Origin of the sequence: Aeromicrobium massiliense JC14, assembly GCF_000312105.1 — a bacterium.
Taxonomy (GTDB): Bacteria; Actinomycetota; Actinomycetes; order Propionibacteriales; family Nocardioidaceae; genus Aeromicrobium; species Aeromicrobium massiliense.
This window is the reverse complement of sequence record NZ_HE978636.1, coordinates 171032-195327: the sequence shown is the minus strand read 5'-3', so window position 1 is coordinate 195327 and position 24296 is coordinate 171032. Positions and strand designations below refer to the sequence as shown.

The following is a 24296-nucleotide window of genomic DNA, read 5'->3' as shown; positions in this document are numbered from 1 at the left end:
GCCGCCCGGGGGCGGACCCCGGGCGCGCTTACCCTGCGACGGTGACGACGATCGAGCGGGTCGACCCCGCGACCCCGGCCTACGACGAGTGGTACGCCGTGTACCGCAGCGGGCACGACCGTCCCTTCGACCAGCCGTACTCGTACGCCGAGCAGCGGGTGAACCTGACGCCGGACGCGTACCGCGACGCGATCGCCCTGCTCGGCCGCGACGCCGACGGCATCGCCGTGTCCGCCGCCTGCGCCGAGCTGCCGCTGCGCGACAACCGCGAGTTCGCCTACGTCGAGCTGGTCACCAGTCCGCCGCGTCGCCGCGAGGGGCACGGCAGCGCCGTGCTGGACGCCCTCGTCGACCTGGTGCGCGAGCGTGGCCGCACCCGGCTCCTGGCCGAGATCACGTGGGGCGTCGGCGAGGACGGCGAGCCCGCCCGCCGGTTCGCCCGGCGGCACGGCTTCGAGGCGGACCTGCTGGACGCCATTCGCGAGCTGCCGCTGCCCGCCACTGTGCCCGACCTGGTGCTCGACCGCGGCTACGAGCTGCGCACGTGGCGCGGCCCCTGCCCGCCGGACCTGGTCGACGAGTACGCGTCCCTGCGCCACCAGATGATGCAGCAGGTGCCGTCGGGCGAGGCCGGGCTGGAGGGCGAGTTCTGGGACGCGACGCGCGTCCGCCACGACGAGGAGCAGTGGGAGCAGCAGGACCGCGAGGCCCAGGTGACCGTCGCGCGGCACCGCGAGACCGGCCGGCTCGCCGGCCACACGCAGCTGGTGTTCCCGGCTGACGACGAGGTCTTCCAGTGGGACACGCTCGTGCTGCCCGAGCACCGCGGCCACGGCCTGGGGCTGGCGCTGAAGGTCCGGACCATGGAGGCGGCGGCCGACCTGCTCGAGGGCCGCCGGCGCATCACCACCTACAACGCGGCCAGCAACGCGCACATGATCCGGGTGAACGAGAAGCTCGGCTTCGTGCAGACTGCCTGGTGCGAGGAGGTCCTGCGGCGGCTCTAGCCGCCGGCCCCGCGCGTCGATCCCGAGGAGCCCCGTTGCATCACCCGACGCCGGACCAGCAGTGGGCGATGATCCACGCCGAGCGAGCACGGCTCGTGGCCGACCTGGACGGGCTCGACGACGACCAGTGGTCCCACGCGAGCCTGTGCGACGGATGGTCCGTGGAGGACGTCGTCGCGCACCTGAGCGCGGCCGCGACGACGGGCCGCGGCGCGTGGCTGCGCAGCATCGTCGCCGCCGGCTTCCGCCCCGCCGTGCACAACCGGCGGCGGCTCGAGGAGAACCGTGGGCCCACGCCCGAGGCGACGCTCGAGCGGTTCCGGTCGGTCGCGGACCTGCGCGTCGCACCGACGAAGGACCTCTGGGCGTGGCTGGGGGAGGTCGTCGTGCACGCGACGGACGTCCGTGAGCCGCTGGGCATCCCCACGCAGCCCGACCCGCGTGCCGTGGACGTCGTCGCGCGGGGCTTCGCCGCCCGCGACTTCGCGGTGAGCTCGCGCTCGGCCGTCAAGGGCCTGCGTGTGTGCGCGACGGACGGCGACCTGGAGCTCGGCGACGGTCCGGTCGTCGAGGGAAGCACCCTGGACCTGGTCATGGCCATGGCCGGGCGTGGCTCGGCCGTGGGCCGGCTCACCGGCGAGGGCGTGCCGGTGCTGGAGGGGCGGGTCGGCGCCCGCTGACGTGCGCTGGCGCTACCCGCGCACGCCCGCGTGCTCGCGGGCGACGAACCGGTCGACCAGGAGCACCGCCAGCAGGTGCCCGGCCAGCAGGACCGCGATGCTCGTCAGCGCCGCGTGGAGCTCGCCGCGATCCACGGGGGACGAGTCGGCGAGCCGGAACGTCACGGGCAGGCTGCCCACCCAAGCCACCGCCGACGTCGCGACCACGGCCCCGGCCCGCGCGGCCCAGCGCGAACGCAACAGGCGCAGGGCCCAGACCTCCAGCATCGCGAGCGCGACCGCGAGAGCGGCGCCGAGCAGGAACAGGGCCGGTCCCACGAGCCGTGGTCCGTGGTCCTGGACCCCCTCGGTGAGCCCGTGCTCGCGCAGTGGGCCCTGAAGCATCCAGACCGGCACGACGACGGCGGCCAGGGCGTGCGTCATCCAGGGGACGGGTCGTGGACGGTCGTCACGGGGCATGGCGCGACCCTAGGGGCGGCGCGGCCTCGCGGGTCACATCTTGCGGAAGCGGACCCACTTCACGGCGTGGTTCTGGTCCTTGCGCAGCACGAGGGTGGCGCGGCCCCGCGTCGTGGCGATGTTCTCGCGCAGGTTGGGGCCGTTGATGGTGTCCCACAGCTCGTTCGCCCGGCTGAGCGCCTGCTCCTCGGTGAAGTCCGCGTAGCGGTGGAAGTAGGAGGCCGGGTCGGCGAACGCCGTCTTGCGCAGCGTCAGGAACCGCTCCACGTACCAGCGCTGGATGTCGGACACCGAGGCGTCCACGTACACCGAGAAGTCGAAGAAGTCGCTGATCGCCAGGCCGGGGGTGCCGTCGCCGCGCGTGCGGGCGGGCGCCAGGACGTTGAGCCCCTCGACGATGACGATGTCGGGCGACTCGATCTCCACGACCTCGTCGGTGCGGTCGTAGGTGAGGTGGTCGTAGACCGGCGCCGTCACGTGCGGGGCGCCGGACTTGACCGCCATGACGAACCGCAGCAGCGCGCGCTGGTCGTAGGACTCCGGGAAGCCCTTGCGCTGCAGCAGGCCGCGGCGCTCGAGCTCGGCGTTGGGGTGCAGGAAGCCGTCCGTGGTGACGAGCTCGACCTTCGGCTCCTCGGGGCCGTGGCGCAGCAGCTCGCGGAGCAGCCGGGCCGTGGTGCTCTTGCCGACGGCCACCGAGCCGGCGATGCCGATGACGTACGGGGTGCGCCGCGGCTGCGGCTGACCCAGGAAGCGCTGCGTCGCCCGGTGCAGCGCCGCGGCGGCGCGCACGCGGATGCCGATGAGCTCGGTGACCGGCAGGTAGACCTGCCGCACCTCCTCCAGGTCCAGCTCGTCGCCCAGCCCCCGGACGCGCTCGATCTCGTCCGCGCTGAGCGGCTGCGGACGGTCGCCCGCGAGCTCGGCCCAGGCCGCCCGCTCGAGCTCGACGTAGGGGGACTCCTCGCGACTCATGGCGACCATTCTGTCCGTGTGGGTCGAGACGGGATGCACTCGGTACCCTGGTGGGCATGTGTGGAATCGTGGGATACGTCGGTCACCGCCAGGCCGTGGACGTCGTCATGGCCGGTCTGCGTCGGCTCGAGTACCGGGGATACGACTCCACGGGAGTCGCGGTGGCGCACGAGGGGCGCATCGCCTCGGCCAAGAAGGCCGGCAAGCTGGCCAACCTGGACGCGGTGCTGGCCGAGAGCCCGCTCCCAGCCGCGACGACCGGCATCGGGCACACGCGATGGGCGACGCACGGCGCCCCGAACGACGCCAACGCGCACCCGCACCTGGACAGCGAGGGCCGCGTCGCCGTCGTCCACAACGGCATCATCGAGAACTTCGCCGAGCTGCGCGCCGAGCTCGAGGCGGCCGGCCACGAGCTGGTCTCCGAGACCGACACCGAGACCGTCGCGCACCTGCTGCACGACGAGCTCAAGGTGACCCCCGACCTGCCCGAGGCGGTCCGCGCGGTCTGCCGCCGGCTCGAGGGCGCGTTCACGCTCGTCATCACCGACGCCCAGCAGCCCGACGTCGTCGTCGGCGCCCGGCGCAACTCCCCGCTGGTCGTCGGCGTGGGCGAGGGCGAGATGTTCCTCGGCTCGGACGTCGCGGCGTTCATCGACCACACGCGCGAGGCGGTCGAGCTCGGCCAGGACCAGGTCGTCTCGATCACCAAGGACGGCTTCGAGGTCACTGGCTTCGACGGCTCGCCGGCGCAGACGAAGGCGTACCACGTCGACTGGGACGTCTCGGCGGCCGAGAAGGGCGGCTTCGACTGGTACATGCTCAAGGAGATCGCCGAGCAGCCGCAGGCTGTCGCCGACACCCTGCTCGGGCGGCACACCACCGACGGCCGGCTGCAGCTGGACGAGGTGCGCCTGTCCGACGACGAGCTGCGCGAGATCGACAAGATCATCATCATCGCCTGCGGCACGGCGTCGTACGCCGGCCTCGTGGCCAAGTACGCGATCGAGCACTGGACCCGCATCCCCTGCGAGGTCGAGCTGGCCAGCGAGTTCCGCTACCGCGACCCGATCATCGACCGCTCGACGCTGGTCGTGGCGATCAGCCAGTCCGGCGAGACGATGGACACGCTCATGGCGATCCGCTACGCCCGTCAGCAGCGCGCCCGGGTGCTGAGCGTCTGCAACACCAACGGCTCGACGATCCCGCGCGAGTCCGACGCCGTCATCTACACGCACGCCGGCCCGGAGGTCGCGGTCGCGTCCACCAAGGGCTTCCTGTCCCAGGTCGTGGCCTGCTACCTGCTCGGCCTGTACCTGGCCCAGGTGCGCGGCGTGAAGTTCGGCGACGAGATCTCGCAGATCATCGCCGAGCTCGAGAAGCTGCCCGCGGGCATCCAGCGGATGCTCGACGAGGGCCAGCAGGTCCGCGACCTGGCCGCCGACCTGGTGGGCAAGCGCTCGTTCCTGTTCCTGGGCCGCCACGTGGGCTACCCGGTGGCGCTCGAGGGCGCGCTCAAGCTCAAGGAGCTGGCCTACGTGCACGCCGAGGGCTTCGCGGCCGGCGAGCTCAAGCACGGCCCGATCGCGCTCGTCGAGGAGGGCCTGCCGGTCTTCGTCGTCGTGCCGCCGCACGGCCGCGACCAGCTGCGCGACAAGGTCATCAGCAACATCCAGGAGATCCGCGCCCGCGGCGCCCGCACGATCGTGCTGGCCGAGGACGGCGACACCGACGTCGAGCGCTACGCCGACACGCTGATCCGGCTGCCCAAGGTGCCGACCCTGCTGCAGCCGCTGGTCGCCACCGTCCCGCTGCAGATCTTCGCCTGCGAGCTGGCCGTCCAGCTCGGCTACGACGTCGACCAGCCGCGCAACCTGGCCAAGTCGGTCACGGTCGAATGACCGTGTGGGGCATCGGCGTGGACGTCGTGGACGTGCCCCGGTTCGCCGCCTCGCTGGAGCGCACGCCGACGCTCGAGGCGCGCCTGTTCACCCCCGACGAGCGCTCCGCCGGACTCCCGGTGGAGTCGCTCGCGGCCCGCTTCGCGGCGAAGGAGGCCCTCGTGAAGGCGCTCCGTGCCCCCGCGGGACTGTCCTGGCAGGACGTGCAGGTGGTCAGCGACGACGCCGGCGCCCCACGGCTGACCACGTCCGGCCCGACCGCCGCCCGCGTGGAGGAGCTCGGCCTGAGCGCCCTGCACCTGTCGCTGGCGCACGACGGCGGCGTCGCCACCGCGTTCGTGGTGGCCGAGTGCTGACCGCGCACGACGTCGCCAACGTCCGCGCCGCCGAGGAGCGGGCGACGGCCGCCCACGGCGACGTGCTGATGGCCCGGGCCGCGCGCGGCCTCGCCGACGCGATGCACGACGTCCCGGCCGGCGCCCTCGTCCTGGTGCTCGTCGGCCCCGGCAACAACGGCGGCGACGCCCTGCACGCCGCCGCCCACCTGCGCGAGCGCGGCCTGCGGGTCGACCTGTGCCTGCTCGACCCGGCCCGGGTGCACGAGGGCGGGCTCGCCGCGGCCCGCGCGGCCGGTGCCGAGGTCGTCGACGCGCCCGGCGGCCACCGGTTCGTCGTGGACGGCCTGCTCGGCATCGGCGCCCGGGGCGGCCTGCGCGGGCGGGCCGCGGAGTGGGCGGCCTGGATCGACGCCGCGCGCCCGCGCACGTACGCCGTCGACGTGCCGTCCGGCGTCGAGGTCGACAGCGGCGAGGCGCCCGGCCCCCACGTGCGGGCCGATGTCACCGTCACCTTCGGCACGCTCAAGGTCGCGCTGCTGGCCGGGCCGGCCGCGGACGCCGCGGGGGAGCTGCGACTCGTCGACATCGGCCTCGGCCCGTACCTGGGCGAGCCCGCCGTCGAGGCGCTCGACGTCACTGACGGAGCGTTGCTCGGGGACGCGCTGTTCCGGGCCCCCGTCACCCACAAGTACACGCGCGGCGTCGTCGGCGTCGCCGCCGGTTCGGCCCGGTACGCCGGGGCCGCCCACCTGGCCGTCGCCGGGGCGCAGGCGGGCCCGGCCGGCATGGTGCGGTTCGTCGGCGAGCCGGACCTCGCCGCCCGCGTCGTCGACCGGGCGCCCGAGGTCGTCGCGGGCGCCGGGCACGTCCAGGCCTGGGTGGTCGGGCCGGGCGGTGGCGACGAGGCCGCACGACGGGTCGCGGACGCGCTGGCCGACGAGCACGATCCCGCGCTCGTCGCCGACGCCGACGCGCTGGCCCACGTGCCCGCGCCGGTCGGGCGACCGGCGCTGCTGACGCCGCACGCCGGCGAGCTCGCCGCCCTGCTCGACACCGACCGCGACGGCGTCGAGGCCGCTCCGCTGCGCCACGCCGTCGGGGCCGCCGAGCGGTGGCGGGCCACGGTGCTGCTCAAGGGCAAGCGGACGCTCGTGGCCACCCCCGGGCGTCCGACCCGGGTCAACCTCAGCGGCACCCCGTGGCTGGGCACCGCCGGCGCGGGTGACGTGCTGGCCGGGCTGGCCGGCTCGCTGGTCGCATCCGGTCTCGACCCGCACGACGCCGGGTCGCTCGCCGCCTTCCTGCACGGGGCCGCGGCCGTCCGCGCCAACCCCGGCGGGCCGGTCACCGCGTCCGCGGTCGCCGCCGCCCTGCCGTCCGTCGTCGCCGACCTGCTCGGCGGCACCCTCGAGGAGGTCCAGCGATGGTGAACGACCACCCGCTCCCGCAGGCCGAGGCCGTCGTCGACCTCGCGGCGTACCGCGCGAACCTGGAGGCGCTCGCCGCCGCCGCGCCCGGTGCCGCCCTCATGGCCGTCGTCAAGGCCGACGCCTACGGCCACGGCGTGGAGGCGGTCGCGCCCGCCGCACGCCAGGCCGGGGCGACCTGGCTGGGCGTCGCCACGATCGAGGAGGCGCTCGCGCTGCGCCACCGCGGCGACACCGGACGCGTGCTGTGCTGGCTCAGCGCGCCCGGCGGCGACTTCGCGGCCGCCGTGTCGGCCCGGATCGAGGTCACGGCGAGCTCCGTGGCGCAGCTGGACGAGATCGTCACCGCCGGCACCGCCGTCGGGCTGCGGCCCCGCGTCCAGCTCAAGGTCGACACCGGGCTCTCGCGCAACGGTGCCCACGGCGAGGAGTGGTTCCGGCTGCTCGAGACGGCCCGGTCCGCGCAGGACGCCGGACGCGTCCAGGTGACCGGCGTCTGGTCCCACCTGGCGGCCTCCGAGGAGCCCGAGCACCCGGCCAACGCCGCCCAGGAGCGGGCGTTCACCGAGGCCGTGGCCCAGATGGAGTCCGCCGGCCTCGAGCCCGGGCTGCGCCACCTGGCCAACTCCGGCGCGATCCTGACCCGGCCGAGCGTCCACCTCGACCTCGTGCGGGCCGGCATCGCGTCCTACGGCTACTCGCCCGACCCGGCGCTGCGGCACGACGTCCCGCTGCGCCCGGCCATGACGCTGCGCGCCCGGCTGGCCCAGGTCAAGCGAGTGCCGGCGGGCACGTCCGTCTCGTACGGCTGGACGTGGACCGCGGAGCAGGAGACCACGCTCGGGCTGGTGCCGATCGGCTACGCCGAGGGCATCATGCGCTCGGTGAGCAACCGGGCGACCCTGCTGCACCGCGGCGTCCGCGTCCCGCTGGTCGGCAAGGTGTGCATGGACCAGCTGGTCGTCGACCTCGGCGACGGGCCGGCCCGGCGCGGCGACTCGATCGTCCTGTGGGGCCCTGGCGACGACGGCGAGCCCACGGCCGACGACTGGGCGCGGAACGCCGGCACGATCTCCTACGAGGTCGTGACCCGCCTCGGCGGCCGCATCGTCCGCACGTACCGCGGAGCGCACGCATGAGGGGCCGCACCCGGGCGCTCATCGGCAGCGGGGTCGCGTTCGTCGCGGCCGGGGCCGCGGCGACGCTGTTCAGCGAGCGGATGAGCGCCCGGCGTCACCTCCGGCTCGTCGAGGACGTGCCGTTCGGCTCCGTGCACGGCGAGACGCGCTGGGTCACCGCCCGCGACGGCGTCCGCCTGCACGTCGAGGTCGACGAGGCCGACGACGCCGGCGCCGAGGTGCCGACCGTGGTGATGGTGCACGGCTGGACCTGCGACCTGGACACCTGGCACTACCAGCGGCTCGCGCTGCGCGGCCGGGCCCGGATCGTGCTCGTCGACCTGCGCTCGCACGGGGCGTCCGGACGCGCGAAGGCGTCCCGCTCGACCCTGCCCGACCTGGCCGACGACCTGGCCCGGGTGATCGAGGCCGTGGCGCCCACCGGCCCGCTCGTGCTCGTGGGCCACTCGATGGGCGGCATGACGATCATGCAGCTCGCCGCCGACGACCCGGTGCTGGTGAAGGAACGGGTCAAGGGCGTCGTGCTCGTCGGCACGAGCGCGGGCGACCTGCTGCGCACCAGCCCGGTGCTGCGCCAGCTGCGTCCGCTGCTGCGCGCGACGACACCCGCGGTCGACTGGGCGCGCCGCTTCAACAGCTACTCGGTGACGCGGCGCTGGGCCGTCGGGCCGCAGGCGGACGAGAAGTACGCCGACATGGCCGACCAGATGATCGGCCGCGCGCGCACCCACGTGATGCTCGACTTCTACCCGGCCTTCGGCGAGCTCGACCTGTACGACGCGCTGCCCGCGCTGGGCACCGCCGAGACGGTCGTCGTGTGCGGCACCGAGGACCTGCTGACCCCGCCGCGGCACGCGCGGCGGCTCGCCGAGGAGATCCCCGGCGCACGACTCGAGCTCGTCGACGGGGCGGGCCACATGATCATGTTCGAGGAGCACGAGCGGGTGACCGAGGCCATCGAGACCGTCGTCGACCACGTCATCGAGGAGGGACGCCGGTGACCGGAGCGCTCGACGTCGTGGAGGCCCGGCCCGAGCACGCGGAGGCGATGGCGGACGTCATCCGCCGCTCGTTCGGCGCCCGGCCCGTCCTCGACCCGCCCTCCAGCGCGACCGACGAGACGGCGGAGTCCGTGCGCGCGTCCATCGAGACGTCCGGCGGGCTGCTCGCGCTGCGCCGCGGACGTCCGGTGGGGGCGCTGCTCTACGACGAGACGCGTCCGGGCCTGCTCGGCCTGCGCCGGGTCAGCGTCGACCCCGACGTGCAGGCCCGCGGCATCGCGTCCGCGCTCGTCGGCGTCGCCGAGGACACCGCCGAGGAGCGGGGCAAGGACGGCGTGTGGATCCACGTGCGCGAGGAGCTGCCCGCGACCGTCCGCTTCTGGCGCCAGCGGCGCTACGAGACGGTCGGCCAGGAGGGCCCGCTGCTCGTCCTGGGCAAGACGCTGTGGCTCTCGCGCGAGCTGCCCGACGCCGAGTCGACCCAGCGGTTCGCCGGCACCCTCGCCGGGCTGCTGCAGGCCGGCGACGTGCTCGTCATGACGGGTGGGCTCGGGGCGGGCAAGACGACGTTCACGCAGGGCCTCGGCGAGGCGCTCGGCGTCCGCGGGCCGATCACGTCGCCGACGTTCGTCATCGCCCGGCACCACCCGTCGCTGGTCGGCGGGCCCGCGCTCGTCCACGTCGACGCCTACCGGCTCGAGGGGGCGCTCGAGCTGGACGACCTCGACCTCGACACCAGCGTCGAGGAGGCCGTCACGGTGGTGGAATGGGGCGAGGGCATGGCCGAGCACCTGGCCGACAGTTGGCTCGAGGTGCGGCTGGAGCGCCGGCTGCCGCGCGAGGACGACCCGCTCGGCACGGCGGTCGAGCACGACGGCGGCGACGACACCCGCGTCGTGACGGTGCGCCCGCACGGCCCCCGCTGGGTCGGCGTCCCGCTGCGCTCCACCCTCCTGGCCTGACCGGCACCTCCACGCTCAGCGCGAGGGCGAGGGCTCCGGAGGCGGTCGGTAGGCTCGGGGCGTGCTGATCCTGGCCCTCGACACCGCGACCCCCGCCATCACCGTGGCCGTCCACGACGGCGAGCGCGTGGTCGGAGAGGCGCGCGGCGAGGGCGCGATGGCCCACGGCGAGCTGCTCGCCCCCGCGATCCGCGACGCGCTCGCGCAGGCCGGCGCCACGATGGACGACCTCACCGACGTCGCCGTCGGTGTCGGGCCCGGCCCGTTCACCGGCCTGCGGGTCGGCGTGGTCACGGCGCTGACGCTCTCCGGCTCGCTCGGCCTGACCCCGCACGGCGTGTGCACCCTGGACGTCCTCGCCGCCGAGGCGGGCGACGGCGAGCTGCTCGTCGCCACGGACGCGCGCCGCAAGGAGGTCTACTGGGCCCGCTACGTCGACGGCCGCCGCGTGGAGGGCCCGGACGTCAGCAAGCCGGCCGACCTGGCCGCCCGCTTCCCGAGCCTGCCCGTCCACGGCCGCGGCGGACGGCTGTACGCCGACGTCCTGGCGCACGTGCCGGGGGCCGAGGATCCCTCCGCGGCCGCGCTCGCCGGGCTCGTGGCCCGCGGCGAGGCCCAGGAGCTGCCGCTCGAGCCGCTCTACCTGCGCCGTCCGGACGCGACGCCGCAGGTCACTGCCAAGCGGGCATGAGCCGCCCGTGATCCGTCCGGCCACCGCCGACGACCTGGACGCGGTCGTCGCGCTCGAGCAGGCCTGCTTCGGCGCGGAGGCGTGGAGCGCCAGCCTCGTCGCCGGCGAGCTGACCGCCGACACGCGCGTCGTCCTCGTGCACGACGACGACGGCGTGGACGCCTACGGGACGGTCGGGGTGGTCGCCGACGTCGCCGACCTGCACCGCATCGCGACCCGTCCGCAGCGGCAGGGCCAGGGACTCGGCCGCGGCCTGCTCGACGCCCTCCTGGACGCCGCGCGCGGCGAGGGCGCCGAGCGGATGCTGCTCGAGGTGGCCGACACCAACGTCCCCGCGCGGACGCTCTACGAGCGGGCCGGGTTCACCACGATCGCCACCCGGCGCCGGTACTACCCGTCCGGCGCCGACGCCCTGGTCATGGAGCGCGTCCTGTGAGCTCGGTGATGGACGAGATCCGCAGCTGGCCGTTCCTGTGGGCCTGGTTGACCCTGTTCGCCATCGTGCTGCTGCGGGCGGGGGCCACCTACGCGCTCGGCCGCCTCGTCGCGGCCGGCGTGGTCAAGCGCTGGCAGCCGGGCGAGCGCGCCCAGCGGGCCGTCGAGCGGGTGCACCAGTGGGGGCCGCCGGTGGTCGCGCTGAGCTTCCTGACCGTCGGCGCACAGTCGGCCGTCAACGCCGCGGCCGGCCTGGCCCGCATGCCCGTGCCCCGCTACCTGCTCGGTCTCGTGCCCGGCGCGGCGATCTGGGCGACGGTCTGGAGCACCGTCGGCTTCGCCGCGTTCTACGCCGTCGTCGAGCTCAGCGAGGGGCGTCCGGGCTCGCTCGCGGTGGTGATGGTCACAGCCGTGGTGATCGCGGCCCTGGTCGTCCTGTCCGGACGCTCGGGACGCCGCCGGTAGCGATTGCGCCTCGCGGTGGGCGTGCCAAGGTGGAGGGCATGAGCGAGATCCCTCCCCCCGAGAACACCGACGACCAGATCACGTACGAGAAGTCCGAGGCGCAGGACCAGATGCAGCCGTACGACACGCTCAACGACCGCGGGGTCGACGACGTGCTGGACGAGGGCTACACGGCGCCGGAGAAGTGGTCCGCCGGCGAGGGCTTCGGCACGACCGCCGACGAGCAGCTGCAGGGCGAGTCGCTCGACCAGCGCCTGCGCCAGGAGGAGCCCGAGCCCGACCCGTACGCGGAGACCGAGACCGAGGACCTCGACGACGGCGAGGTCGGTGGCGCGCGCGCCGGACGTCTGGTGGACCCCGACGGCGGCATCGGCCTGGACGAGGAGAAGGACCTCGTCGGCGACGACGTCGGCATCGACGCCGGTGCCGCGGGCGCCGAGGAGGCCGCGATGCACGTCATCGACGAGAACGAGGACCCCGACTCGATCTGACCCGGAGGTAGTGCACACGTGTGCACTACGCTCGGCCCATGCGCGACCTCACCTACCCGCCGGTCATCGTGACGGCCAAGACCCTGTTCAAGGTGCTGGGGATGAGGTTCCAGACGTCCGGCACCGAGCACGTCCCGCGTGAGGGCGGCGCGATCCTGGCCGCCAACCACATCGGGTACGTCGACTTCGTCTTCGACGGCCTGGCCGCCCACCCCAGCAAGCGGCTGGTGCGGTTCATGGCCAAGAAGGAGGCGTTCGACCACCGGGTGTCGGGGCCGATCATGCGATCGCTGCACCACATCAGCGTCGACCGCGAGAACGGCGAGGCGTCCTACCGCGAGGCGGTCGAGCGGGCGCGGTCCGGCGAGATCGTCGGCATCTTCCCCGAGGCCACGATCAGCCGGTCCTTCGAGATCAAGGAGCTCAAGACCGGCGCCGTGCGCATGGCCGCCGAGGCGGGCGTCCCGCTGATCCCGATGGTCACGTGGGGCACCCAGCTGCTCAAGACCAAGGGTCACCCCAGCGACATCTGGGGCCGCGGCAAGACGATCGCGCTGCACGTGGGCGCGCCGCTGGACGTCACGGGCGAGGACCCGGTCACCGAGACCCAGCGCCTGCGCGAGGCGATGACCGCGCTGCTGGACAAGGCGATCACCGAGTACCCGATCGCGCCCGAAGGCCAGTGGTGGGCGCCGGCCCGCTACGGCGGGCTGGCGCCGACCCCCGACGAGGCGGCCCGGCTCGACGAGGAGGAGCGGGCGGCCCGCGCCGCCCGCAAGTCCGCGTCCTGAGCGTCTGGGCCCGGATGGGATGATGCACGGGTGAGCGAACCCCTCGTCCTCGGCATCGAGTCCTCCTGCGACGAGACCGGCGTCGGCATCGTGCGCGGCACGGAGCTGCTGGCCAACGCGGTCTCCTCGAGCATGGAGGAGCACGTCCGCTTTGGCGGCGTCGTCCCGGAGGTCGCCAGCCGGGCGCACCTGGAGGCGATGGTGCCGACGCTCGAGCAGGCCTATTGCGACTCCGGCGTGCACGTGAAGGACGTCGACGCGATCGCCGTCACCTGCGGCCCCGGGCTCACCGGTGCGCTGCTGGTCGGCGTGGCCGCAGCCAAGGCGCTCGCGCTGGCCTACGACAAGCCGCTCTACGGCGTGAACCACCTGGTCGGCCACGTCGCGGTCGACCAGCTCGAGCACGGCCGCTACGACGAGCGCACCGCGGCCCTGCTGGTGAGCGGCGGGCACACGTCGCTGCTGCTCGTCGACGACATCGTCACCGACGTCCAGCTGCTCGGCGAGACGATCGATGACGCGGCCGGCGAGGCGTTCGACAAGGTGGCCCGCGTGCTCGGCCTGCCGTACCCGGGCGGGCCGCACATCGACCGCGCCGCCCGCGAGGGCGACCCGAAGGCGATCTCCTTCCCGCGCGGCCTGACCACCGGCCGCGACATGGAGAAGCACCGCTTCGACTTCTCGTTCTCCGGGCTCAAGAGCGCCGTCGTGCGGCACGTCCAGCACGAGGAGCGGATGGGTCGCTCGTTCGCCGTCGCCGACGTCGCGGCCTCGTTCCAGGACGCCGTGTGCGACGTGCTGACCGCCAAGACGATCGACGCGTGCGTCGAGCACGGCGTGAAGCGGCTCGTGCTGGGCGGCGGCGTGGCCGCGAACCGGCGGCTGCGCGAGTACGCCGAGGAGCGGGCCAAGAAGGCCGGCGTCGAGCTGCGGGTCCCGCCGCCGGTGCTGTGCACCGACAACGGCGCGATGATCGCGGCGCTCGGCAGCGAGGTCGTCCGCCGTGGTCTGGAGCCGTCGCGGCTCGACCTGGCCGTCGACTCGAGCATGCCGGTCAGCCAGGTCCTCGCCGCCTAGGCCCCTCACCCCGCCGTCCCTCCGGCGAGATGTGGGGAGAGAAGAACCACGATCCGCCCGGACGTGGTTCTTTTCTTCCCACATCTCGGCAGCGCGGGGCTCGGGTCAGCGGAGCAGGTCGTCGACGAGCTGGTCCGGCGTGACGCCGCGGGTGCGCGCCACGTCCTCGAGCCGGCGGCGCGACTCGGCCGAGAGGGACGTCCGGACGGCGTCGACGGCCGGACGGCGGCGGGTCGCGGCCACCACGACGGTGCCCAGCACGTCGAGGATCGCCACGACGCCCAGCACGCGCCCGTAGCCGTCGAACGTCCCGGCGCCCTCGGCCGCCCACAGCGGTCCGACGAGCAGCCCGGTCAGGACGGCCGTCGCCGCGAACGTCGCCAGCATGAGCGCCTCGTCGCGGACGTGCCCGCCGGTGGCCGACAGCAGCAGACAGACCTGCGCGAGGGCCACGGCGACCGCGACGGCGGTCCACAGCACGTTCCAGACCGCGTCGCCGGTCGGCTCGCCGCCCCAGACGAGCCACAGCACGAGGCCGGTGGCCACGAGCGAGACGGCTCCGCCGGCCGCGGCGGGCAGTGGGTGGCCGACCCGGGCCGCGGCAAGGTAGGCCAGGACGGCGACGCTCTCGACCCCGACGGTGGTCGTCGTGGCCAGGACGCGGAGCTCGGTCTCGCCGATCGACCGGCCCACCACGAGAACGACGACGCCCAGCAGGGCGGCGAACGCGAAGCAGCCGACGACGAGGCCGCGCACGAAGCGCTGGAGGTCGCTCATGGGCCTCACCCTGCCGTCCTCCGGCGAGATGTGGGGAGAAATGAACCACGATCCGTCCGGACGCGGTTCTTTTCTCCCCACATCTCGGCAGCGCGGGGCTCGGGTGAGGGGACGGGTCAGAGGCGCTCGACCAGGAGCGCGGTGCCCTCGCCGTCGACCCGGGTCATGACGACGGTGGCGGTGACGCGTCCCTTCAGCTTGAGCCGCTTCACGAGCTGCTCGGGGACGACGTCGACGCCGCGCTTCTTGATCGTGAGCGTGCCGACGTCGAGGTCCTGCAGCGCGGCCTTGAGCGGCTTCTCGCGGAAGGGCAGCTCCCGGACGACGCGGAACGACGCGGCCAGGGGAGTGGTGACCTGGGCGTCGGTCGTCACGTAGGCGATGTGCGGGTCGACCAGGTGCCCGCCGAGGTCCGCGGCGAGCTCGGCGACGAGTCCCGCGCGGATCACCGCGTCGTCGGGCTCGTGCAGGAAGCCGCCGACCGGGCCGACGACGGGAGCCTCGTCGCGAGCCACCAGCTCGGCCCCGGCCGGCAGTGCCGTCGCGCGGCGCTCGACGGCGGCCAGCGGGACGCCCCACAGGCACGCCTCGACGAGCGAGCCGCCGTCGCTGACCCACTCGGCCTCGACGCCGTCGGGCACCACGTCGTGCCCGATCCCGGGCATCGTCTTGACCACGGCGAGCCCCCGCAGCCGGGCGGTCACGACGTGCCAGGGCGGCGTCATGCGCTCGGGGTCGAAGACGCGCCCGCGCCCGTCGCGCCGGGCCGGGTCGAGGAAGACCGCCTCGTCGTCGGGGACGTCCACCTGCGTGGCGTCGGCGACGTCGACGGTGCCGTCGAGGCCGAGGGCCTCGAGGTTGGCCCGCGCGATCGCCGCCCGCACGGGGTCGAGCTCGACGCCGCGGACGCGCAGCCCGGCGCGGGCGAACGCCACCAGGTCGCCGCCGATGCCGCACCCCAGGTCGGTCACCGCGTCGATGCCGGACGCGGCCAGCCGGCGCGCGCGGTGGTCGGCCACGGACGCCCGTGTGGCCTGCTCGAGCGCGTCATGGGTGAAGTACATGCGGGCGGCGTCGTCGCCGAGCTTGCGCCGGGCCAGGCCGCGCAGGTGGTTCTGGGTGACGGCCGCGGCGACGAGCTCGACCGGGTGCGAGCGGCGCAGCCGGGTGCCGAGCGCGAGGTCGCTCTCGACGCCGGCGCGGGCGTGCACCTCGGCCAGCAGGTCCTGTCCCTCGGGGGTCAGCAGGCGCTCGAACGTGGGCAGGTCCATGCGCCGATTCTCGCGGGTCGGACCACGGTTAGCACTCCCTTGGGGCGAGTGCCAGGTCATGCTATGTTCGGGCTTGGCACTCGCCCCGCGAGACTGCTAACCGCGTGCGCGGCCCCCGCGACGGCGCTCACGCACCTGTCCGTCAAGTTCATTCCTGAAAGGGAAGGTCGACCCCATGGTCAGCATCAAGCCGCTCGAGGACCGAGTCGTCGTGAAGGCGCTCGAGGCCGAGCAGACCACCGCGTCCGGTCTCGTCATCCCCGACACCGCCAAGGAGAAGCCGCAGGAGGGCGAGATCGTCGCCGTCGGCCCGGGCCGGTTCAACGAGGACGGCGACGAGCGCATCCCCGTCGACGTCCAGGTCGGTGACAAGGTCATCTTCAGCAAGTACGGCGGAACCGAGGTCAAGTACGGCGGCGAGGAGTTCCTCATCCTCTCCGCGCGCGACATCCTCGCCGTCGTCTCCTGATCCCGTAGCCCCGGCTCGGACGCGCCCTCGTGCGCGCGTCCGGCCGGGGTCGCGTGGTTCACCACCCCTCAGCCAGAAGGAAGCAGTCCATGCCCAAGATCCTGGAGTTCGACGAGGCGGCCCGCCGCTCGCTCGAGCGCGGCGTCGACAAGCTCGCCGACACCGTCAAGGTCACGCTCGGTCCCAAGGGCCGTTACGTCGTGCTCGACAAGAAGTGGGGCGCCCCCACCATCACGAACGACGGCGTGACCGTCGCCCGTGAGGTCGAGCTCGACGACCCGTTCGAGAACCTCGGCGCGCAGCTCGCCAAGGAGGTCGCCACCAAGACCAACGACGTCGCCGGTGACGGCACCACCACCGCGACCGTGCTGGCCCAGGCGATGATCCACGCCGGCCTGCGCGCCGTGGCCGCCGGCGCCAACCCGGTCGGTCTCAAGCGCGGCATCGAGGCGGCGGTCAAGGCCGTCTCCGAGCAGCTGCTGTCGGTCGCCAAGCCGGTCGACGACGTCGCCGACATGACGAGCGTCGCCACCATCTCCTCGCGCGACGGCCACATCGGTGCGCTCATCGCCGAGGCGTTCGACAAGGTGGGCAAGGACGGTGTCATCACCGTCGAGGAGTCCAACACGATGGGCACCGAGCTCGAGTTCACCGAGGGCATGCAGTTCGACAAGGGCTACCTGTCGCCGTACATGGTCACGGACACCGAGCGCATGGAGGCCGTCATCGACGACCCCTACATCCTCGTGAACCAGGGCAAGATCTCGTCGGTCCAGGAGCTGCTGCCCCTGCTGGAGAAGGTCGTCCAGGCCGGCAAGACGCTGTTCATCATCGCCGAGGACGTCGAGGGCGAGGCCCTGTCGACGCTGGTCGTGAACAAGATCCGCGGCACGTTCCAGTCGGTCGCGGTCAAGGCCCCGGCCTTCGGCGACCGCCGCAAGGCGATCCTGCAGGACATCGCGATCCTGACCGGTGCCGAGGTCGTCAGCCCCGAGCTGGGCCTCAAGCTCGACCAGGTCGGCCTCGAGGTGCTCGGCACCGCGCGCCGTGTGGTCGTCACCAAGGACGCCACGACGATCGTCGACGGCGCCGGTGCGGCCGACGAGGTCGCCGGCCGCGTCGAGCAGATCAAGGCCGAGATCGCCTCGACCGACTCCGAGTGGGACCGCGAGAAGCTCCAGGAGCGCCTCGCGAAGCTGGCCGGTGGCGTCTGCGTCATCCAGGTCGGCGCGGCCACCGAGGTCGAGGTCAAGGAGAAGAAGCACCGCATCGAGGACGCCGTCTCGGCGACCCGCGCGGCCATCGAGGAGGGCATCGTCGCCGGCGGCGGCTCCGCCCTCGTCCAGGCCGTCTCGGTGCTCGAGGGCGACCTGGGCCTGACCGGCGACGAGGCCGTGGGCGTGCGCATCGTCCGCGTCGGCGCCGACGCCCCGCTGGAGTGGATCGCCCGCAACGGCGGCGTCTCCGGCGAGGTCGTGGTGTCCAAGGTCCGCGAGACCGGCGACGGCTACAACGCCGCCACCGGCGAGTACGGCGACCTGGTCGCCCAGGGCGTCCTGGACCCGGTCAAGGTCACCCGCTCGGCGCTCGCCAACGCCGCGTCCATCACGGCCATGCTGCTGACGACCGAGACCCTGGTCGTCGACAAGCCCGCCGAGGAGGACGAGCACGCCGGTCACAACCACTGACCTGCTGCGCGTCACGACGGCCCGTCCCCGCGAGGGGGCGGGCCGTCGTCGTTCCGCTTGCGCCTCGACCCATCCCCGACGTACGGTGACACTGCACATGTTACATCGGTAATGTTACATGAAACGGAGGGCGTGGGATGACGCTGACCGCCGAGCAGTTCCGCACGACGCTGGACCGCGACACCGAGGCCGAGATGAGTCGCTTGCTCGACTCCTCGCGCACGATCTCCTACGACCCGCAGACCGAGGTCGACTGGGACGCCCCGCTCGACCCCGCGCTGCACGGGCTCAACCCGCAGTGGAGCACGCTGTACGGCACGCCGCTGTGGGAGCGCATGAGCCACGAGCAGCGCGTCACCCTGACCCGGCACGAGGTCGGCTCCATCATGAGCACGGGCATCTGGTTCGAGATGATGCTGCAGCAGCTGATCCTGCGTGACCAGTACCGCGCGCGGTACGCGGACAGCGAGTTCCAGTTCGCGCTCACCGAGATCGCCGACGAGTGCCGCCACTCGCTCATGTTCGCCCGTGCGTGCACGCTCATGGACGTCCCGCACTACAGCCCGCCGCGCTACGTCGTCGAGCTCGCCCGCGGGCTCAAGACCGTCGCCACCGGCGAGATCGCCTACGGCTGCATCCTGGTCGCCGAGGAGATCCTCGACGTCATGCAGCGCGACTGGATGCGCGGCGAGGACGTCCTGCCGGTCGTCCGCACCACGTCCAAGATCCACGTGGTCGAGGAGGCGCGGCACATGAAGTTCGCCCGCCACGAGATCCGCGAGCACCTGCGCGAGTCCGGCCGCGTCCGCCGCCAGGTCGCCGCCGAGGTCATCGCCGGCTCGGCCCGGTTCATCGTCTCCAGCATGGTGAACCCGGGCGTCTACGAGGCCGCCGGGCTCGGCCGCGAGGAGGCGCTGGCCCAGGCCCGCGCCAACACGCACCACCACAACCTCATGCGGATGAGCTGCGTGCACCTCATGGACTTCCTGTCCGACGCCGGCCTGCTCACCCGTCCCGCGATGCGCCACTACCGCGCCGTCCACATGCTCTGACATGGCCTACGCGATCACCGCCGGCTGCTGCGCCGACGCCTCCTGCGTCTCGGTCTGCCCGGTCGACTGCATCCACCCGACGCCCGGCGAGCCCGGCTTCGGCACCACCGAGATGCTCTACGTCGACCCGAAGGCCTGCATCGACTGCGGGGCCTGCGCCGACGCCTGCCCGGTCTCCGCGGTCAAGCCCGTCGACGTGCTGCGGGCCGACGAGCAGGTCTTCGCCCGGCTCAACGCCGAGCACTACGAGGACCGGGTGCCGCAGCCGGCCGCGACGCTCCTGCACCTCGACGAGGTGGCCCCGGCCACCGAGCGTCCGCTGAGCATCGCGGTCGTCGGCACCGGCCCGGCCGCGGGCTACACGGCCCGGACGCTGCTGACCACGACCGACGCCCGCGTCACGGTGCTCGACCGAGCCGCCCAGCCCGGCGGGCTCGTGCGCACCGGCGTCGCGCCCGACCACCTCGACACCAAGCGGCTCGCCGACCTGTTCGCCTGGACCTGGCGCCACCCGCGGCTGCGGCTGCACCAGGGCGTCGAGGTCGGACGCGACGTCGACCACCAGGAGCTACTGCGCCACCACGACGCGGTCGTCTACGGCACGGGGGCGCCGGCCGAGCGCCTGCTCGGCGTGCCGGGGGAGCACCTGGACGGCGTGCACGGGGCGCCCGAGGTCGTCGGCTGGTACAACGGCGACCCCGAGGTCGACGTCACCGCGGTGGTGCCGCGCGACGGCCGCGCGGTCGTCGTGGGCACGGGGAACGTCGCGCTCGACGTGGCGCGGGTGCTGCTCGGGGGACCCGCGCTGCTCGAGGGCACGCAGGCGCCGGACGGCGTCCGCCGGGCGCTGGCGGCGGCCGACGTCCGCGAGGTCGTCGTGCTGGGACGGCGCGGACCGGCCACGGCCGCGTTCACCCGTCCCGAGCTGCTGCGGATGCCGGCGGGCATCGAGGTGGTGGTCGCGGCCGACGACGCCGTGCAGGCCGAGGTCGAGGCCGCGCCGCGCGGCACCGTGGCCGCCCAGCTGCGTGAGCTTCCCGTCGCCGACCTGGACTGGGCCGCCGAGCCGCCGTCCGGACGCCGGCTCGTGCTCGCCTTCGACCGCGCGGTGGACGGCGTCGAGGGACACCACGCGGTCGAGGCCGTCCGGGTCGTCTCGCCGAGCGGGGCCGCCGAGCCGGTGTCGCTGCCCGCGTCGCTGCTCGTCCGCTCCACCGGACGCCGGGGGGTGCCGGTGCCGGGCCTGCCGTTCGACGAGGCGTCCGGCGTGGTGCCGCACGACGGCGGCCGGGTCGTCGACCCGGTCACGGGCGAGCCCGTCCCGGGCGCCTACGTCGTCGGCTGGGCCAAGCGTGGCGCGCGCGGGGGAATCGGCGCCAACCGGTCCTGCGCCCAGGAGACGGTGGCGACCCTGCTCGCCGACGCGCGCGCCGGGCTGCTGCCCGAGCCGTCCGCGGACGTCCGCACGTTCGAGCGGTCGCTGCGCTCCCGCGTCCAGCCCGGCGGGCGCCGCCGGCTGGCGCTGCTCGCCTGACGTCCGCCCGAGGGGCCCTCCGCGTGGCGGAGGGCCCCTCGGCGCGTCCGGCGCCAGGATGTCTCCCGGCCGGGGCAACCGATCCGGTGGCCGCACCCGTCAGAGGGGTGAAAGGAGGTCGCCCGTGCGCATGACCGACCGTGACGCCGAGTTCGTCGGCTTCACCCACGACCACCGCCCCGACCTCGTCCGGATGGCCACGCTGCTGACCGCCGGGGACGCGTCCTCGGCCGAGGACCTCGTGCAGACCACGCTGACGCGCCTGTACCTGGCCTGGCCGCGGGTCCGGCGGGCGGACAACCGGCTGGGCTACGCCCGCGCGACGCTGACGCACGTCTTCGTCGACGAGACCCGCCGGGCCCACCGGCGGTGGGAGCGGACGGCGGAGGGGCTGCCCGACCGGCCGGCGGCGACCGGTCTCGCGCCGGAGGACCGCGACGCGGTCCATGCCGCGCTGCGTGACCTCGCGCCGCGCCAGCGGGCGGTCGTCGTCCTGAGGCACTGGCTCGACCTGGACGTCGCCGAGACGGCGCGCGTCCTGGACTGCTCGACCGGGACGGTCAAGTCGCAGACCGCCAAGGCGCTGGCGCACCTGCGTGCCGCGCTCACCCCCGACCCCACCACGCTCTAGGAGGACCCGTGCTCGACCTGCGGACCACGCTCGACCACGCCGCTGGCGACGGCCGCCCCGACGGGCGTCCCGTCGACCCCGCCCCCGACCTGCGGCGCGCCCGGACGGCGCTCCTGCGACGCTCGCGCCGCCGCCAGGCGGCCGGCCTCGGGGTGCTCGCCCTGGTGGGCGTCGCCGCCGTCGGCGTCGCCCTGGACCGCCCGGCCACGCAGCGGCTGCCCAGCGACACCGTCGCCAGCAGCCCGGTGGACGCGCAGGTGGCGCTCGTCGCCGCCACCCTCGACGCCGAGCCCTACTCGTTCGGCCTGACGCCGCGCGGCTGGACCGTCGGCGGCCGCACCCCGACCGCGGTCACGATCGTCCCGGAGGACGGCACGACGAGCGACGACCCGGACGACTTCCGCGGCAAGCTGGTGGTGATGCTCGACGCGAACCCGCTGGAGGGGCGCGAGGTCGAGCGCGACGGCCGCACGTTCCGGGTCGTCGAGAGCGACGGCTACACGACGATGGCCACCCCCACGCTGCCCGGCGAGCGCGAGGGCGTCGTGCGGATCCAGTTCCCCGACGACGCCGGCTGGGACGAGGACGCGATGCTGGCCTTCCTCGGCAGCGTCCACGTGGGGGACGGCGCCGAGCCCGGCGTCGGCTGATCGTCCCGGCGGCCGGGACGGGCGGATGCTTTAGGTTAGGCATGCCTTACGCTGTGCCCATGAAGATCATCCGTCCCGTCGCGGCCGCCGTCGCCGCGATGCTCGTCCTCGGGGCCTGCGGCTCCGACTCCGACGACTCGTCCGGCTCCTGGAACTACACCGACGACCTCGGCACGAAGATCTCGCTCGACAAGGCGCCCGAGCGCATCGTCGTGCAGAGCTCGATGGGCGCGGCGCTCAGCGACCTGGGCGTCGACGAGGACAAGATCGTCGGCTACTTCGGTCCCGCGACCCTCCCCGACGGCAGCCCCGACCCGCAGGCCGAGGGCCTGGACACCGAGGGCCTCACCGACGTCACCGGCGGCGGCGAGTACGGCGACCTCGACCTGGAGAAGCTGGCCGGGCTCAAGCCCGACCTGCTCGTCACCAGCACCTACCTCGAGCCGGACCTCTGGTACGTCAACGACGCCGCCAAGCAGAAGGTCGAGAAGCTCGGCACCCCGATCCTGGCGGTCAGCTTCGACGGCAAGACCCTGCCCCAGCTGCTCGACGCGACCGAGGAGGCCGCGAAGGCGCTCGGCGCCGACCTGAAGGACGACGACGTCACCGAGGCGCACGACGAGTTCGCGGCCCAGGCCGACAAGCTCAAGGAGCTCGGCGCGACGATGACGAGCGAGAAGAAGCAGATCGTCGCCGGCTCGCCGTCGGCCGACATCTACTACGTCTCCAGCCCCGAGGCGAACGCCGACCTCAAGTACTGGAAGGACGAGCTCGGCCTGCCGATCGTCCAGCCCGACCCCGACGAGCAGGGCTACTTCGAGCCGCTCAGCTGGGAGCAGGCCGACAAGTACCCGGCCGACGTCTTCCTCTACGACGACCGCGTCGGCGACGCCGGCCTGCAGCTGTTCAGGGACCAGCCGGTCTTCCAGACGCTCAACGCGGCCAAGAACCAGGCGTACGTCCCGTGGACGTCCGTCGCGCCGCCGAGCTACGACGCGTACGCGGACATCTTCGAGCGTCTCGCCCAGGGCCTGCAGAAGTTCGCCTGACCCGCACGACCCCGTCGCACCGCACCGGTGCCGCCACCCGGCGGCCCGGTGCGGTGTCGTTCGTCCGGGCGGACGTTCGTAGGCTCGCCCGGTGAGCCCCGCCGCCCCGCATCCCGGACACCGTCCCGGGACCCCGGGCTACCGCCGGCTCAACGTGGCCATGCTCATGGCCGGCGTCGCGGCGTTCGGGATGCTCTACAGCACCCAGCCGCTGCTCCCGCGCATCGGCGAGGCGTTCGACGTCTCGCCCGCGGCGGCCGCGCTCACCGTCTCCGCCGCCACGGGCGCGCTGGCCGTCGCCGTCGTCGTCGCGACGTCGGTGGCTGCCCGCCTCGGCCGGGCCCGGGTCATGCGCGCGACCATGCTCGCCGCGGTCGTGGTGCAGCTGCTGAGCACGACCATGCCGACCTTCGGCGGGCTGCTGGCCTTGCGCGTCCTGCTGGGCCTGCTGCTGGCCGGCGTCGTCGGCGTCGCGATGGGTCACGTCGGCGCCGAGGTGCACCCGGACGGCCTCGGTCGGGCCATGGGGCTCTACGTGGCCGGCAACTCGCTCGGCGGGGTCGGCGGACGGCTCGTCACCGCCGCCGTCGCCGACCTCGGCTCGTGGCGGGTGGCGGACGCCGCGCTCGGCGTCTGCGCGCTCGCCGCCACGATCGCGTTCGTCGTGCTGCTGCCACCCAGCGTCCACGGCGAGGACGAGACCGGGCCGCGTCCCCACCCGGGCGTCCGCGCCTGGCTGCGGCCGCAGGTGCTGGCGCTCGTGGCGGTGCCGTTCCTGCTCATGGGCGGCTTCGTGGCCGTCTACAACTACCTGACCTACCGGCTGGTCGAGCAACCGTTCGAGCTGCCGAGCGCGGTCGTCGGGCTGGTGTTCCTGGCCTACCTGGCCGGCACGGTCTCGTCGGCCCTGGCCGGCGCGGCGGCCGACCGGTTCGGCCGTCCGCGGACGATGGCGCTGTCGCTCGTCGTCATGGCGGGCGGCCTCGCCCTCACGCTGCCCGACCACCTGGCCCCGGTCGTCGCCGGGCTGGTCCTGCTGACCGCCGGGTTCTTCGCCGCCCACGCCGTGGCCAGCGGCTGGATGCCGCTCGTGGCCGGGACGCTGGGCGGGCGCGCGAGCGGCGCCTACGTGACGTCCTACTACGCCGGCTCGAGCGTCCTGGGCGCCGTCGTCGGCCTGGCCTGGAGCGACGGCGGCTGGCCCGCGGTCGCCGCCGCCGTGGGCGCGACCGTGCTCGCGACCGCCGTCTGCGTCGTGGTGGTGCGGGCGTCCGGCGAGCGCCCCGCCGCCTGACGTCCTGCCGCGTCTCGGGGCCTCGCGTGCGACGATGCCGCG

General features: G+C 74.1%; 26 protein-coding genes. 22 read left to right on the top strand and 4 right to left on the bottom strand.

Going from position 1 to position 24296, the window contains the following annotated elements:
• Window positions 1-41 precede the first annotated feature (41 nt).
• Window positions 42-1007, top strand: coding sequence for a GNAT family N-acetyltransferase (locus tag HGAM_RS17115; protein ID WP_019143599.1), 966 nt, complete (start codon window positions 42-44; stop codon window positions 1005-1007).
• A gap of 35 nt (window positions 1008-1042) precedes the next feature.
• The gene (locus tag HGAM_RS17110; RefSeq protein ID WP_218915223.1) at window positions 1043-1687 is read left to right on the top strand and encodes a maleylpyruvate isomerase family mycothiol-dependent enzyme; all 645 of its coding nucleotides are present in this window, start codon (window positions 1043-1045) and stop codon (window positions 1685-1687) included.
• A 12-nt stretch (window positions 1688-1699) separates the two neighbouring features.
• Here the strand turns inward: HGAM_RS17110 and HGAM_RS00950 are convergent, their stop codons facing one another.
• The gene (locus HGAM_RS00950; RefSeq protein ID WP_019143597.1) at window positions 1700-2146 is read right to left on the bottom strand and encodes a hypothetical protein; all 447 of its coding nucleotides are present in this window, start codon (window positions 2144-2146) and stop codon (window positions 1700-1702) included.
• 33 nt (window positions 2147-2179) lie between these two features.
• Window positions 2180-3130 carry a type I pantothenate kinase gene (gene coaA, locus HGAM_RS00945; protein WP_020691506.1) on the bottom strand — a complete coding sequence of 317 codons (951 nt, stop codon included), beginning with the start codon at window positions 3128-3130 and terminating at the stop codon, window positions 2180-2182.
• 47 nt (window positions 3131-3177) lie between these two features.
• On the opposite strand from coaA, the gene glmS reads away from it, so the two are divergent.
• The 12 genes from glmS (at window position 3178) to tsaD (ending at window position 13839) form a co-directional block, all read left to right on the top strand.
• Window positions 3178-5022 carry a glutamine--fructose-6-phosphate transaminase (isomerizing) gene (gene glmS / locus HGAM_RS00940; protein ID WP_020691507.1) on the top strand — a complete coding sequence of 615 codons (1845 nt, stop codon included), beginning with the start codon at window positions 3178-3180 and terminating at the stop codon, window positions 5020-5022.
• Complete coding sequence (locus HGAM_RS00935) at window positions 5019-5378, top strand: holo-ACP synthase (RefSeq protein ID WP_019143594.1); 360 nt, start codon at window positions 5019-5021, stop codon at window positions 5376-5378. Before glmS ends, HGAM_RS00935 begins: the two co-directional genes overlap by 4 nt.
• Window positions 5372-6790, top strand: coding sequence for an NAD(P)H-hydrate epimerase (locus HGAM_RS00930; protein WP_019143593.1), 1419 nt, complete (start codon window positions 5372-5374; stop codon window positions 6788-6790). Before HGAM_RS00935 ends, HGAM_RS00930 begins: the two co-directional genes overlap by 7 nt.
• Window positions 6784-7926, top strand: coding sequence for an alanine racemase (gene alr / locus HGAM_RS00925; RefSeq protein ID WP_019143592.1), 1143 nt, complete (start codon window positions 6784-6786; stop codon window positions 7924-7926). Before HGAM_RS00930 ends, alr begins: the two co-directional genes overlap by 7 nt.
• A complete protein-coding gene (locus tag HGAM_RS17105) occupies window positions 7923-8927 on the top strand; it encodes an alpha/beta fold hydrolase (RefSeq protein WP_019143591.1) in 1005 nt (334 codons plus the stop codon). The genes alr and HGAM_RS17105 overlap by 4 nt, the downstream gene beginning before the upstream one ends.
• Window positions 8924-9889 (top strand): tRNA (adenosine(37)-N6)-threonylcarbamoyltransferase complex ATPase subunit type 1 TsaE, encoded by a 966-nt coding sequence (gene tsaE, locus HGAM_RS19940; RefSeq protein ID WP_019143590.1) that lies wholly within the window; start codon window positions 8924-8926, stop codon window positions 9887-9889. Before HGAM_RS17105 ends, tsaE begins: the two co-directional genes overlap by 4 nt.
• A gap of 61 nt (window positions 9890-9950) precedes the next feature.
• Complete coding sequence (gene tsaB / locus HGAM_RS00910) at window positions 9951-10580, top strand: tRNA (adenosine(37)-N6)-threonylcarbamoyltransferase complex dimerization subunit type 1 TsaB (protein WP_019143589.1); 630 nt, start codon at window positions 9951-9953, stop codon at window positions 10578-10580.
• Between the two features lie 7 nt (window positions 10581-10587).
• Window positions 10588-11016, top strand: coding sequence for a ribosomal protein S18-alanine N-acetyltransferase (gene rimI / locus HGAM_RS17095; RefSeq protein WP_019143588.1), 429 nt, complete (start codon window positions 10588-10590; stop codon window positions 11014-11016).
• An 8-nt stretch (window positions 11017-11024) separates the two neighbouring features.
• A complete protein-coding gene (locus tag HGAM_RS00900; RefSeq protein ID WP_038951449.1) occupies window positions 11025-11480 on the top strand; it encodes a DedA family protein in 456 nt (151 codons plus the stop codon).
• A gap of 38 nt (window positions 11481-11518) precedes the next feature.
• Window positions 11519-11971: a DUF5709 domain-containing protein gene (locus tag HGAM_RS00895; RefSeq protein WP_019143586.1), complete on the top strand. Its 453-nt coding sequence runs from the start codon at window positions 11519-11521 to the stop codon at window positions 11969-11971.
• A 38-nt stretch (window positions 11972-12009) separates the two neighbouring features.
• Window positions 12010-12762 (top strand): lysophospholipid acyltransferase family protein, encoded by a 753-nt coding sequence (locus tag HGAM_RS00890; RefSeq protein ID WP_019143585.1) that lies wholly within the window; start codon window positions 12010-12012, stop codon window positions 12760-12762.
• A gap of 30 nt (window positions 12763-12792) precedes the next feature.
• A complete protein-coding gene (gene tsaD, locus HGAM_RS00885; RefSeq protein ID WP_019143584.1) occupies window positions 12793-13839 on the top strand; it encodes a tRNA (adenosine(37)-N6)-threonylcarbamoyltransferase complex transferase subunit TsaD in 1047 nt (348 codons plus the stop codon).
• A 105-nt stretch (window positions 13840-13944) separates the two neighbouring features.
• Here the strand turns inward: tsaD and HGAM_RS00880 are convergent, their stop codons facing one another.
• Both HGAM_RS00880 and HGAM_RS00875 read right to left on the bottom strand, forming a co-directional pair.
• The gene (locus HGAM_RS00880) at window positions 13945-14616 is read right to left on the bottom strand and encodes a hypothetical protein (RefSeq protein WP_019143583.1); all 672 of its coding nucleotides are present in this window, start codon (window positions 14614-14616) and stop codon (window positions 13945-13947) included.
• A 116-nt stretch (window positions 14617-14732) separates the two neighbouring features.
• A complete protein-coding gene (locus HGAM_RS00875) occupies window positions 14733-15887 on the bottom strand; it encodes a class I SAM-dependent methyltransferase (RefSeq protein ID WP_019143582.1) in 1155 nt (384 codons plus the stop codon).
• Between the two features lie 175 nt (window positions 15888-16062).
• Between HGAM_RS00875 and groES the strand changes: the two genes are divergently transcribed.
• The 8 genes from groES to HGAM_RS17075 all read left to right on the top strand — a co-directional run bounded on the left by groES (window position 16063) and on the right by HGAM_RS17075 (window position 24254).
• Entirely contained in the window at window positions 16063-16356 is a 294-nt protein-coding gene (groES, locus tag HGAM_RS00870; protein ID WP_019143581.1) for a co-chaperone GroES, read from the top strand.
• Between the two features lie 89 nt (window positions 16357-16445).
• Entirely contained in the window at window positions 16446-18044 is a 1599-nt protein-coding gene (gene groL, locus HGAM_RS00865; protein ID WP_019143580.1) for a chaperonin GroEL, read from the top strand.
• Between the two features lie 137 nt (window positions 18045-18181).
• Window positions 18182-19096 (top strand): AurF N-oxygenase family protein, encoded by a 915-nt coding sequence (locus HGAM_RS00860; RefSeq protein ID WP_019143579.1) that lies wholly within the window; start codon window positions 18182-18184, stop codon window positions 19094-19096.
• A 1-nt stretch (window position 19097) separates the two neighbouring features.
• Window positions 19098-20630, top strand: coding sequence for a 4Fe-4S binding protein (locus HGAM_RS17090; RefSeq protein ID WP_019143578.1), 1533 nt, complete (start codon window positions 19098-19100; stop codon window positions 20628-20630).
• 130 nt (window positions 20631-20760) lie between these two features.
• Window positions 20761-21261, top strand: coding sequence for a SigE family RNA polymerase sigma factor (locus HGAM_RS00850; RefSeq protein ID WP_172636426.1), 501 nt, complete (start codon window positions 20761-20763; stop codon window positions 21259-21261).
• Window positions 21262-21269: 8 nt separating this feature from the next.
• Window positions 21270-21911 carry a hypothetical protein gene (locus tag HGAM_RS17085; protein ID WP_019143576.1) on the top strand — a complete coding sequence of 214 codons (642 nt, stop codon included), beginning with the start codon at window positions 21270-21272 and terminating at the stop codon, window positions 21909-21911.
• A gap of 59 nt (window positions 21912-21970) precedes the next feature.
• Window positions 21971-22960, top strand: a complete 990-nt coding sequence (locus HGAM_RS17080) for an ABC transporter substrate-binding protein (RefSeq protein WP_019143575.1) — start codon at window positions 21971-21973, stop codon at window positions 22958-22960.
• A 91-nt stretch (window positions 22961-23051) separates the two neighbouring features.
• The gene (locus HGAM_RS17075) at window positions 23052-24254 is read left to right on the top strand and encodes an MFS transporter (protein ID WP_019143574.1); all 1203 of its coding nucleotides are present in this window, start codon (window positions 23052-23054) and stop codon (window positions 24252-24254) included.
• Window positions 24255-24296: the final 42 nt, after the last annotated feature.

Coding starts and splice junctions, on each gene's coding strand:
- HGAM_RS00950 (WP_019143597.1), bottom strand. CDS start 2,146: ATGCCCCGTGACGACCGTCCACGACCCGTCCCCTGGATGACGCACGCC.
- coaA (WP_020691506.1), bottom strand. CDS start 3,130: ATGGTCGCCATGAGTCGCGAGGAGTCCCCCTACGTCGAGCTCGAGCGG.
- glmS (WP_020691507.1), top strand. CDS start 3,178: ATGTGTGGAATCGTGGGATACGTCGGTCACCGCCAGGCCGTGGACGTC.
- HGAM_RS00935 (WP_019143594.1), top strand. CDS start 5,019: ATGACCGTGTGGGGCATCGGCGTGGACGTCGTGGACGTGCCCCGGTTC.
- alr (WP_019143592.1), top strand. CDS start 6,784: ATGGTGAACGACCACCCGCTCCCGCAGGCCGAGGCCGTCGTCGACCTC.
- HGAM_RS17105 (WP_019143591.1), top strand. CDS start 7,923: ATGAGGGGCCGCACCCGGGCGCTCATCGGCAGCGGGGTCGCGTTCGTC.
- HGAM_RS00900 (WP_038951449.1), top strand. CDS start 11,025: ATGGACGAGATCCGCAGCTGGCCGTTCCTGTGGGCCTGGTTGACCCTG.
- HGAM_RS00895 (WP_019143586.1), top strand. CDS start 11,519: ATGAGCGAGATCCCTCCCCCCGAGAACACCGACGACCAGATCACGTAC.
- HGAM_RS00890 (WP_019143585.1), top strand. CDS start 12,010: ATGCGCGACCTCACCTACCCGCCGGTCATCGTGACGGCCAAGACCCTG.
- HGAM_RS00880 (WP_019143583.1), bottom strand. CDS start 14,616: ATGAGCGACCTCCAGCGCTTCGTGCGCGGCCTCGTCGTCGGCTGCTTC.
- HGAM_RS00875 (WP_019143582.1), bottom strand. CDS start 15,887: ATGGACCTGCCCACGTTCGAGCGCCTGCTGACCCCCGAGGGACAGGAC.
- groES (WP_019143581.1), top strand. CDS start 16,063: ATGGTCAGCATCAAGCCGCTCGAGGACCGAGTCGTCGTGAAGGCGCTC.
- groL (WP_019143580.1), top strand. CDS start 16,446: ATGCCCAAGATCCTGGAGTTCGACGAGGCGGCCCGCCGCTCGCTCGAG.
- HGAM_RS00860 (WP_019143579.1), top strand. CDS start 18,182: ATGACGCTGACCGCCGAGCAGTTCCGCACGACGCTGGACCGCGACACC.
- HGAM_RS17090 (WP_019143578.1), top strand. CDS start 19,098: ATGGCCTACGCGATCACCGCCGGCTGCTGCGCCGACGCCTCCTGCGTC.
- HGAM_RS00850 (WP_172636426.1), top strand. CDS start 20,761: ATGACCGACCGTGACGCCGAGTTCGTCGGCTTCACCCACGACCACCGC.
- HGAM_RS17080 (WP_019143575.1), top strand. CDS start 21,971: ATGAAGATCATCCGTCCCGTCGCGGCCGCCGTCGCCGCGATGCTCGTC.